Origin of the sequence: Chryseobacterium vietnamense (genome assembly GCF_031454475.1) — a bacterium.
Taxonomy (GTDB): domain Bacteria; phylum Bacteroidota; class Bacteroidia; order Flavobacteriales; family Weeksellaceae; genus Chryseobacterium; species Chryseobacterium vietnamense.
The window spans coordinates 1-8,881 of sequence record NZ_JAVDQX010000014.1; the positions used below are offsets into that span (position 1 = coordinate 1).

General features: G+C 33.3%; 11 protein-coding genes and 4 tRNA genes. 8 read left to right on the plus strand and 7 right to left on the minus strand.

Translation table 11 applies throughout. From position 1 onward, the window contains the following. Positions 1–267 precede the first annotated feature (267 nt). From J2786_RS22930 to J2786_RS22945, 4 genes are all read right to left on the minus strand, one after another. Positions 268–341 (minus strand) — tRNA-Arg (locus tag J2786_RS22930). 32 nt (positions 342–373) lie between these two features. Further along, a tRNA-Pro gene (locus tag J2786_RS22935) sits at positions 374–448 on the minus strand. A 343-nt stretch (positions 449–791) separates the two neighbouring features. After that, a tRNA-Arg gene (locus J2786_RS22940) sits at positions 792–865 on the minus strand. A gap of 32 nt (positions 866–897) precedes the next feature. Then, positions 898–972 (minus strand) — tRNA-Pro (locus tag J2786_RS22945). A 163-nt stretch (positions 973–1,135) separates the two neighbouring features. On the opposite strand from J2786_RS22945, the gene J2786_RS22950 reads away from it, so the two are divergent. From J2786_RS22950 to J2786_RS22980, 7 genes are all read left to right on the plus strand, one after another. Then, positions 1,136–1,762, plus strand: coding sequence for a hypothetical protein (locus J2786_RS22950; RefSeq protein WP_047433166.1), 627 nt, complete (start codon positions 1,136–1,138; stop codon positions 1,760–1,762). A 202-nt stretch (positions 1,763–1,964) separates the two neighbouring features. Next, complete coding sequence (locus tag J2786_RS22955) at positions 1,965–2,189, plus strand: hypothetical protein (protein ID WP_310026925.1); 225 nt, start codon at positions 1,965–1,967, stop codon at positions 2,187–2,189. Beyond that, positions 2,173–2,508, plus strand: a complete 336-nt coding sequence (locus J2786_RS22960; protein ID WP_047433160.1) for a hypothetical protein — start codon at positions 2,173–2,175, stop codon at positions 2,506–2,508. The genes J2786_RS22955 and J2786_RS22960 overlap by 17 nt, the downstream gene beginning before the upstream one ends. A gap of 44 nt (positions 2,509–2,552) precedes the next feature. Continuing rightward, positions 2,553–3,191 carry a hypothetical protein gene (locus tag J2786_RS22965; RefSeq protein ID WP_047433159.1) on the plus strand — a complete coding sequence of 213 codons (639 nt, stop codon included), beginning with the start codon at positions 2,553–2,555 and terminating at the stop codon, positions 3,189–3,191. Between the two features lie 62 nt (positions 3,192–3,253). Next, entirely contained in the window at positions 3,254–3,580 is a 327-nt protein-coding gene (locus J2786_RS22970; RefSeq protein WP_047433157.1) for a hypothetical protein, read from the plus strand. Continuing rightward, the gene (locus J2786_RS22975; RefSeq protein WP_047433155.1) at positions 3,567–3,980 is read left to right on the plus strand and encodes a hypothetical protein; all 414 of its coding nucleotides are present in this window, start codon (positions 3,567–3,569) and stop codon (positions 3,978–3,980) included. The genes J2786_RS22970 and J2786_RS22975 overlap by 14 nt, the downstream gene beginning before the upstream one ends. A 130-nt stretch (positions 3,981–4,110) precedes the next feature. Beyond that, positions 4,111–4,635 (plus strand): thermonuclease family protein, encoded by a 525-nt coding sequence (locus J2786_RS22980; RefSeq protein WP_047433153.1) that lies wholly within the window; start codon positions 4,111–4,113, stop codon positions 4,633–4,635. Between the two features lie 98 nt (positions 4,636–4,733). On the opposite strand, the gene J2786_RS22985 is transcribed toward J2786_RS22980, so the two are convergent. Genes J2786_RS22985 through J2786_RS22995 form a run of 3 tightly spaced genes read right to left on the minus strand, consistent with a single transcriptional unit; the run spans position 4,734 to position 7,685 of the window. Further along, the gene (locus tag J2786_RS22985) at positions 4,734–5,516 is read right to left on the minus strand and encodes an ABC transporter permease (protein WP_047433150.1); all 783 of its coding nucleotides are present in this window, start codon (positions 5,514–5,516) and stop codon (positions 4,734–4,736) included. Then, positions 5,509–6,411 carry an ABC transporter ATP-binding protein gene (locus J2786_RS22990; RefSeq protein ID WP_047433147.1) on the minus strand — a complete coding sequence of 301 codons (903 nt, stop codon included), beginning with the start codon at positions 6,409–6,411 and terminating at the stop codon, positions 5,509–5,511. Before J2786_RS22990 ends, J2786_RS22985 begins: the two co-directional genes overlap by 8 nt. Beyond that, complete coding sequence (locus J2786_RS22995; RefSeq protein WP_047433144.1) at positions 6,411–7,685, minus strand: erythromycin esterase family protein; 1,275 nt, start codon at positions 7,683–7,685, stop codon at positions 6,411–6,413. The genes J2786_RS22990 and J2786_RS22995 overlap by 1 nt, the downstream gene beginning before the upstream one ends. A 501-nt stretch (positions 7,686–8,186) precedes the next feature. Here J2786_RS22995 and J2786_RS23000 point away from each other — a divergent pair. Next, positions 8,187–8,555: a DoxX family protein gene (locus tag J2786_RS23000; protein ID WP_047433141.1), complete on the plus strand. Its 369-nt coding sequence runs from the start codon at positions 8,187–8,189 to the stop codon at positions 8,553–8,555. The last annotated feature ends 326 nt before the right edge of the window (positions 8,556–8,881 follow it).

Below are 8,881 nucleotides of genomic sequence, written 5' to 3' on the forward strand. Positions count from 1 at the left end.
CGTCCCGATTGAAATCGGGATGCTGTATCCTGTTTGATTCATTAACATTGTTGGATTATAAAGTAAGAAATGTAAGTTTCTAAAACAAAAAAGACTTACTATTTCTAGTAAGTCTTAAAGTGAGCGCGAAAGGATTCGAACCTTTGCCGTCCCGATTGAAATCGGGATGCTGTATCCTGTTTGATTCATTAACATTGTTGGATTATAAAGTAAGAAATGTAAGTTTCTAAAACAAAAAAGACCTACTATTTCTAGTAAGTCTTAAAGTGAGCGCGAAAGGATTCGAACCTTTGACCGTCTGCTTAGAAGGCAGATGCTCTATCCAGCTGAGCTACGCACCCATTAAGTAATTTTGAGAAAACTACTAAAACAGTCGGGGCGGCAGGATTCGAACCTGCGACCTCCTGGTCCCAAACCAGGCGCGATGACCGGACTACGCTACGCCCCGAGTAGGCCATCAAAAACGAATTTTACTTCGTTTTTGCGGTTGCAAAGGTACAATACTTTTTGGAATAAAAAAATAAATTCAGGAATAATTTTTAATTATTTTTTTATGAACATTTTGTGATTAGTTGTACTTATTTAAAAATCATGTTCTTAGATTATTTTGTCATCATTTATTAAAATGGCTGACTTTTTACCTAAACTTAAGCATTCCACTAAGTCTTAAAGTGAGCGCGAAAAGATTCAGGCTTTTGTCGTTCCTATTGTAATCGGAAGGCTCTGTTACTTCTGCTGTAAAGATTTTAAACACAACAAAAAAGACTCACTGTTTCCAGTAAGTCTTAAAGTGAGCGCGAAAGGATTCGAACCTTTGACCGTCTGCTTAGAAGGCAGATGCTCTATCCAGCTGAGCTACGCACCCATTAAGTAGTTTTGAGAAAACTACTAAAACAGTCGGGGCGGCAGGATTCGAACCTGCGACCTCCTGGTCCCAAACCAGGCGCGATGACCGGACTACGCTACGCCCCGAAGGGGTCATCAATAACGAATTTTACATCGTTTTTAGGGCTGCAAAAATGCAATTATTTTTTTAATAAAAAAATAAAATGAGGGATAATTTTTAATTAATTTTTATGAATCATTTTTTATTACCTTTAGCCTGTTAATAACCATTGATTTAGACCGCTTAAAAATGATGAAAAAATTTTCGTTTTTTTTGTTCACATTAAACATTCTTATCCCAAAATATAAAAAAATAGCATTAAAAACAGGAGCTCATCTTCTTTTGTTCTGTTGTTTTTTAATGATATGGTCTTCTTGCTGTAAAAATCAGGAATTTGTTCGTCACACTATTGTAAATACATCACTGAGTTTACCCAAATCAATGGTCGTTAAAAAAGAACGGGCAAAAGATTCCCAGGTATACAGTATTAATGCTGGAGATAAGCGTATTGGTTATATTTATTATGGTGATTATAAGTCGTTTGAGGAAGATTCTTTTTTCATTACTGATGATAAAGAATTATATGAAAAATATAAAAACAGGGAGTTAAAAGCTTATTTCTCAAAAAATACTGAAAGAGATAGTAAAAATGGTATTTATAATGTTAATTATTATTACTATGATACAATCAATAAACACAGAGCTCAGGTTATGATGCCGAAAAAAATGAATAAGGGATTTATCGGAATCCATTTTGACAGTGTAGATATCCACAAAAATAAAATGGCAATTATTGTTAATGATTTGAGTGAAGAGAATAAAGAGTTGTTTTTTAAAATCTTTAAAACCATTAAAATCAATTCTATTCAACATTAATGTTAATGAAAAAATAAAATACGAAGTGGTTATTACTCAATTATATATACTCGACTGGTATGATGATATTATAACATCTGTTACTTTATTTGAAAATGATATGTATATTTTTAATTGTATTCAAAAAGATATTAATAATGGAGAGAAAACATATTACTGTGTAAAAATAGATGAAATATCGTCTCAGAAAATTCGGAATGTAATGGAGAAAAAGAAACTCACTGCAGGTGATTGGAATAGTATCAATCTGATTTTTGAAAAGAATAATATAGACGATCATGTTTTTTTATTGAAAACAGAATCATTATTCATTGGTTTGGATATTATGTTGAGGAAAACAAAAAATTTGGACCTTAGATCTATTAAGTTTCCTTTTGATATTTCAACTTTATACACTGATCAAAATAATAATGAAAGATATATTTGAGTTTACAATTATAATTCATGAAAATTTGTCGGAATACGTTGTAGACAGTTTTATTGCATTTATAGAAAATAATTCTGTGTTTTGGGGAGGTGGTTATTCTGAAAATCAGATAAATGGAGGATTATATATAGATGAGAGTATAGACATTAATATCAATGATTTTATAAAAAAATTCCTTACATTTTTTTTACATCAGGAAATTAAGATTGATAAAATTGAGATCAATATTGAAGATTTTTACTTTCACTCTTTTGAATATGATGATTTTATGAAAATCCATTCATCATTGCCGATACATATTGGTTATTGGGAAGTATAATTATTGCCGCCAAAAAGGCTTGCCGAAAATTCAATTAAAACTTTATGAAGAAGTATATAGATACTAATGCTTATTACCTGTCAAATTTTTTTGAACATAATGAATTGAGGTACGAAAGTTTCTGGTTGTTTTATAATCACGAAGATAAAATTCAAATGGAGAATTTTTTTCCTGATCAAAAGGTTTATTCGTTTTTATGGGAGTATGCGGATGAAGATATTTTAGTAAAAATTGATGAGTGGAAAAGGGCGTTCAGGAGAAATGATATTGAGATCTTACAGGAAGCTAAGCTGCATACCCGAAATTACCTGTCAGGAGATCGAAAAGTATATCTGGATTGCTTAGAAACCAATCCTATAACTGCGGATAAAAAATTTAAAAACCTGACTGCATACGACACAGGACAACGTTTTGTTCAGATTGTAGCCGATGAGAATATCTCTTTTGCTGATATTGATTTAAGTTTTCTGGAATTAACAGATATAGTGGATAAATTTAGAGCGGTTGTCAGGATTCTAGATACTGGAGGTATTCGGGCATTGATCTTAAATGGCTATCATCACTGTGGAGAATTGCTTAAAGTCTGTATTGTGAAGAGTGACAAAGCCTGCTCAAAAATAACCGAAACTTTGCCCTTAAATATTTTTGAAAATACGTACGTAGCAATGCCCTTTAACGCGTGATGGTTTTGAAATGTAATCTGTTAGAAACTGTTTCTGTAAGGATATAAAATTGATTTTATAAAATGAGTAGAAATAAAAATTTAGTAGTGATTTTACTCGTTGCTGCATCAGTCTTTTTATATAAATTTGTATTTTCTTCACAAGAAGAAGGCGGTTTTTTGGATAAAATTAGAGATAAGGATATAAAATCAATCGTTAGCAAAAAGTATATTGATTATGATAATCACAATATAGCATTCTTGGTGTATAACAAAGATAGTATAGTGATTTACAGAGATTGGTGGGATAAGGTTTCTGTTGGAGATTCTATACTAAAACCAAAGGGCTCTTTAGAGGTAATTATTAAAAATTCTGATAAAATTGAAAAATTTGATTATGAAGATAAATAAAATGAAAAAAGAGATTCTAATTTCTTTGACTTTATTTACATTATTTTTTTCATGCCAAAATATTAGTAATGAAGATATATATGGAAAATATTCACCCATCTCATACAAGAATACATATGATACTCTAACAATTAACAAGGATGGGGTTTATAACAGAGTAATTTACAATATAAAAGGGAAGAAGTTGTTGAATTACAATTCGAAATACAAATTAGAAGGTAACACAATAAAGTTTAATGATTTTTATTTAAATTTTGATAAAGATTTAATTGCCTTTCCAGAAGATGTGAATGATACTGATATGACCTATACTACTTTTTTTGAGAAAAAAGATAAGAATATTGTACTTTGCTTTGGCTACCATGATGGGGAGAATTGTTATAAAAAGATTATAGAATAAAAAATCACTGAGCAAAATCTCCCGACTTTGAGGTGAAAAAAAATCAAATAACTTAATTCAATATTAAAAAACCTCGCAAAACGCGAGGTTTTTTCATTAAACAAGACCCACTAATTCCTATATTTGCCACATGAAACGATTAATGCTGCTGTATGTGCTTTTCCCTGTATTTCTATTCTCACAAACAACCGGGAAAGTAATTAAAATTTCAGACGGAGATACCATTACTTTACTGTTAAAAGGCAATCAGCAAAAAAAAATCAGGCTGGCCGAAGTCGATTGTCCGGAAAGTGGACAGGCATTCGGAAAAAATGCTAAGCAGTTTACTTCTGCCCAGGTATTTGGAAAAACGGTAAGCTTTGTTGAAACGAACACTGACCGCTATGGGAGATCTATTGCAAAGGTTTATTATGATGATGGAAAATACCTTTCCAAAGAACTTATCAAAGCAGGAATGGGATGGTGGTATTTTTCTTACTCCAAAGATGCTTCTTTAGGTAAAATTCAGGAAAATGCACAATATAGAAAAGTTGGTCTATGGCAGGATGTAAATGCTGTTGCACCCTGGGATTACCGTAAAATGAAGCGTGAGCTTAGAAATAATAAGAAAATCGAGGCTGCCAAAACCGGAACAAAAATAAAAGCAGTAGCGTAAATATTCAGCAAGGAAGCGTGAAGATGGGAGAGAGAAGTTGATTGATATTTATTGGTCTAATAGTAACTTTCATCCTCACGCTTTTGTCTTCGATCTTTTTAAATTCCTTTCTTCTTTACAAAAAGATAAAAACTCATAGCCATAAAGATAAAAATGGCAGCGATATTACAGTAATCTATTCTTTCAAAAGAAATGTTTTCGTTCATGAAGTTTTCCATTGATTTATAGCCTCCGGTGTAAATAAGAAAATCTGCAAATGATTTTTGATGGATAATCGTCGCAAAAAGCAGCATGAATACTCCGAAACCGATAGGATAAATGAAATTTTTGAAGAGAAGACTTAAAGTCAACTGTACCATTGCAATGGCAGAAAGTGTGATAAAAAATTTCAAAAAGATGTAAAATATCACTTCCCTGAAATCATAATTCTGGAATCCAAACTGCGGAAAGGCAATTCCGAGCAGATATCCGCTCAGCAAAAATGCCAGATAAGAAAAAAGCACGGAAAAGAAAATAGTGATCTGGATAAACAGAGCTTTTGAAAGGAAAATTTTAGTCTTTGAAACCGGAAGGGTAAAAAGGATTTTATAATTATTATTCCGGTATTCCACATCACAGCAGGCATGTACAAAAAGCGATACCAGAATAGGGTAGAGGAGATAGAAAAACATAAATACAGTTCTTCCCAATGACATTTTCCAGGGATTTACTGTTCCCTCTGCTTCTTCCACTCCGGAACAGAGCACATCATACACCATGTACAGATCAATCGCAAAGATGATCAAAACAGGAAGCAGCAGAATCCCGAAAATCTCTTTGTTTTTCGAGAGTTTATACTGTTCGGATGAAAAAGCTTTTAAGAAAGTATTGGTATTAGTCATGTTTTTTGGAGATTAAATTAATGAAGATCTGTTCAAGATTTGTGCTTTGAGACTCTATGTCGTAGATTTCAATTCCGTTTTGGATCAGCGTTGTGAGAATTCCGTTGAATTCTTTGTCATTGTTGATTTTTACTGAAATTTTGTTCGTATTGTTCAGCGCTGCAGAAAAAGTGTCTTGCAGCAGAGCTAATGCTTTTTCAACAGGACTAGCTTTTAAGATGATCTCCTTTTCTACTTTGCTCAAAAGGTCATTCTTTGTCCCCTGAAAAATCATTTGTCCTCCTTCAATAATTCCGATATGGGTCGCCGTTTTTTCAAGCTCGCTCAAAATATGGCTTGAAAGAAATATCGTTTTTCCCAGCTCATTCAAATGCTGGAAAAGCTTTCTCATTTCAAAAATTCCCTGAGGGTCAAGTCCATTCAGAGGTTCATCCAGGATCAGAAGTTTCGGATCATGAAAAATAGCCATGGCAATTCCCAGACGCTGCTTCATTCCCATAGAAAGGGCGCTTGCCTTCTTTTTCTTTTCGTTATGAAGATCTACCAGTTCCAAAACCTCCTCAATTCTTTTTGAGCCTTTGCCATAGATAATATCCAGATATTTTAAATTTTCATAAACCGTGAGCTTGGTATAAAAACAGGGAGATTCAATCAGATTTCCTGTATTTGCCAGAATCTCCGTCCTGTTTTGTTGGATGCTTTTATTTTGGATGAAAATATTGTCGCCTGATGATTCCAAAAGCCCCAGAAGCAATTTGATCGTGGTCGATTTTCCTGCTCCGTTTCTTCCCAGATAGCCGTAAATACTACCTTCAGGAATATTGAGGTTGATATTGTTCAGAATGGTTTTAGAACCTATGGTATAACTGAGATTTTTAGTAGTAATGCTTTCCATTATTCGTGAGAGGTTAAAAAAGTATTGGTGTCTATATAAAATATTCCGTCAAAAAACTGGCTCCAGACCTTTTTCTGGTCTACTCCCTGGTTAATGGTGGATACAAATTCTTTCTTCAGGACAGAATTTTCCGGGATACTTCTGAGATCGATGAAAAAATAAGTTGTTTTCGTTGCATGAAACGTATTCTCGATGGCAAATTTTCCGGGCTTATCCATTGGAGTTCCTGTTTTATTATATTTGGAATAAGATGAAAAATCAACCCTATAAGAAGCCTTTCCGTATTTACTTTTAATATAAGCACCCAGCGGTAAATAATCTTTGCTGTATCGGCTTGCGAAAGTATGGAGGTTAGCACACCACACAATAATCTTTTGTCCCTGGTATACAGAATCAATCTGATGAATAAGATTTTCAGCCATCAGAGAGTCCCTGAACTGCATGCTCTGCATAGATCCCGCTTCATACTTCCATGCTTTATCGAAATTGTTTCTCATATCATGCAAATACCGGGTATATATTCTATTTTCAGGTGTCTTTTCAAGCTTTGAAACCACTTCTTCAAGTCGGGTGATCTCATTGAGAAAGTTTTTTTTCTGATTTCCCGGTAAAATTTTTCCGGCAAATCCTTTATACATAAAATTAGAGATCTGGTTAAGATTTTTGTTTAAAAGAGGAAATAGCTTAAGGTCAATCGAGTTTTTACTTAAAAAATCCCTCAGAAGCTTACCGCGTCTGTCATACAGCTCTGTTCCGGAAAACTGAATATCAAACCCTCCTAGTTCTATCGGGCTAGATGAAGTTTTCGTTTTCTGATAATAGTTGATGAGAGGCTGGGTTTCCCTGTTGTCCCACCAGAAATCAAAAAGTCCCAATCCTCCTATAGAAGCAGCAGGAACTTTAAGGCGGTGGTTTTTCATTTCCTCATTCATTATCCAGGCATCATATTGTCCGGTTTCATACAATACAACATTATACTCAAGATTCTCATGGAGATATTTGATGAGTCTGCTTTTGGCCTGCATCGTAGCGCCGTCGCTATGAACATTTTCTCCCAGCATAACAATCCTGTTGTCTTTAAGCACAGAGTCCAGAATCTTCAGATCGCTATTGTCCGGATAGGACATAGAAATGCTTTTTATAGGATGTTTGTACTGTTGAACGTTTTTCAGAAGTTCCTGTTTTTCTTTTTCAGGGATATTCTTAAAAATAATTGTATTCAGGAGTAAAACCGCAATTACAGAAATTATAAAAATGTAAAGTATTTTTTTCATCCATTCAAAATTATACAGTGGCCAAATATCTGTTTGTATTCTTATTTGGTTTTAAATTTAATAAAAATAAGAGCTGTACATGAAAACTATTTATTGTTTAGTTGAAAATAGTACCAGAAGAAAATAATGTCAGCTTATCAGGAATTAAACAGAAGTTTTTCAATGATCCTGTTTTTCTAAGTTTTGGCTAAAAGGCAAGTGGATGCTCTATTTTATTTTTAAAAGGGATAAAGCCTATTCCTATTGAATATCATGATGGGCTATGATGTAGATAAACCGTTCTTCAATTAAATTTTTGCTATATTTACCCAGAATACCATAAGTATATCAATTACGTGGAAGACATTAATCTTTGGCTGAACCAACCTAAAAAAGGGTAATATCTGGCTATAGAATCTAATTCTATAAAATTTTCTTTTGAGAGCAATCCTGATTATATATCAGGACATCATAACTATTGCTCTATTTTCATAATTCAATAACATTCATAAAGAAAAAAAGATGAATACACTTGTATTAATAATTCAAGGGTTGCTTGCCCTATTTTTTATAATGCCAGGTTATGGTAAAATCAGTGGCAGTAAAGTGAGCCATGTAGCAAATGGACATCTGAAGGCGACCAGTTCAATCATACCCATCAGAATACTGGGAATTTTAGAATTACTTGGCTGTATAGGTATTATCCTTCCCTGGATTTTAGGAATAGTTCCTGTTTTAACACCTATAGCTGCTGTCTGTTTTTGTATAATCATGCTTGCGGGTATGATTATTCATACTGTAAAAAAAGAGTATAAAATGCTTCCGATGTTAGTAGTCGTATTTGTGCTGTCTTTTTTGGTAGCATATTATAGATTTATCAACCTGATCTAATGGTAATTCTATTATTGTTATAGCATTTGAATAAAATTCAATTCTTTGGAGGCTTATGTTGCCAGAAGTGTCACTTAAAATAGTGGCATTTTTTATTGAAAAAAGAGACATCTATCAGATAGTTGTCTTTTTAAGTGAGTGCAAAATGGATTCGGGCCTTTGCTGTCTTGATTGAATCGGGATTCTGTATCCTGTTTGATTCATTAACATTGTTGGATTGTAAAATAAGAAATGTAGTCTGCTAAAAACAAAAAACCTCACAATGAAAATTGTGAGGTTCTTGTGAGCGCGAAAGGATTCGAACCTTTGACCGTCCCGATTGAAAT

What these genes read in the sequence shown, in the direction of transcription:
- J2786_RS23000 (WP_047433141.1), top strand. Translation starts at nt 8,187, where the DNA reads ATGAATACACTTGTATTAATAATTCAAGGGTTGCTTGCCCTATTTTTT.
- J2786_RS22960 (WP_047433160.1), top strand. Translation starts at nt 2,173, where the DNA reads ATGAAAGATATATTTGAGTTTACAATTATAATTCATGAAAATTTGTCG.
- J2786_RS22980 (WP_047433153.1), top strand. Translation starts at nt 4,111, where the DNA reads ATGAAACGATTAATGCTGCTGTATGTGCTTTTCCCTGTATTTCTATTC.
- J2786_RS22965 (WP_047433159.1), top strand. Translation starts at nt 2,553, where the DNA reads ATGAAGAAGTATATAGATACTAATGCTTATTACCTGTCAAATTTTTTT.
- J2786_RS22990 (WP_047433147.1), bottom strand. Translation starts at nt 6,411, where the DNA reads ATGGAAAGCATTACTACTAAAAATCTCAGTTATACCATAGGTTCTAAA.
- J2786_RS22995 (WP_047433144.1), bottom strand. Translation starts at nt 7,685, where the DNA reads ATGAAAAAAATACTTTACATTTTTATAATTTCTGTAATTGCGGTTTTA.
- J2786_RS22985 (WP_047433150.1), bottom strand. Translation starts at nt 5,516, where the DNA reads ATGACTAATACCAATACTTTCTTAAAAGCTTTTTCATCCGAACAGTAT.
- J2786_RS22950 (WP_047433166.1), top strand. Translation starts at nt 1,136, where the DNA reads ATGATGAAAAAATTTTCGTTTTTTTTGTTCACATTAAACATTCTTATC.
- J2786_RS22955 (WP_310026925.1), top strand. Translation starts at nt 1,965, where the DNA reads ATGGAGAAAAAGAAACTCACTGCAGGTGATTGGAATAGTATCAATCTG.
- J2786_RS22975 (WP_047433155.1), top strand. Translation starts at nt 3,567, where the DNA reads ATGAAGATAAATAAAATGAAAAAAGAGATTCTAATTTCTTTGACTTTA.
- J2786_RS22970 (WP_047433157.1), top strand. Translation starts at nt 3,254, where the DNA reads ATGAGTAGAAATAAAAATTTAGTAGTGATTTTACTCGTTGCTGCATCA.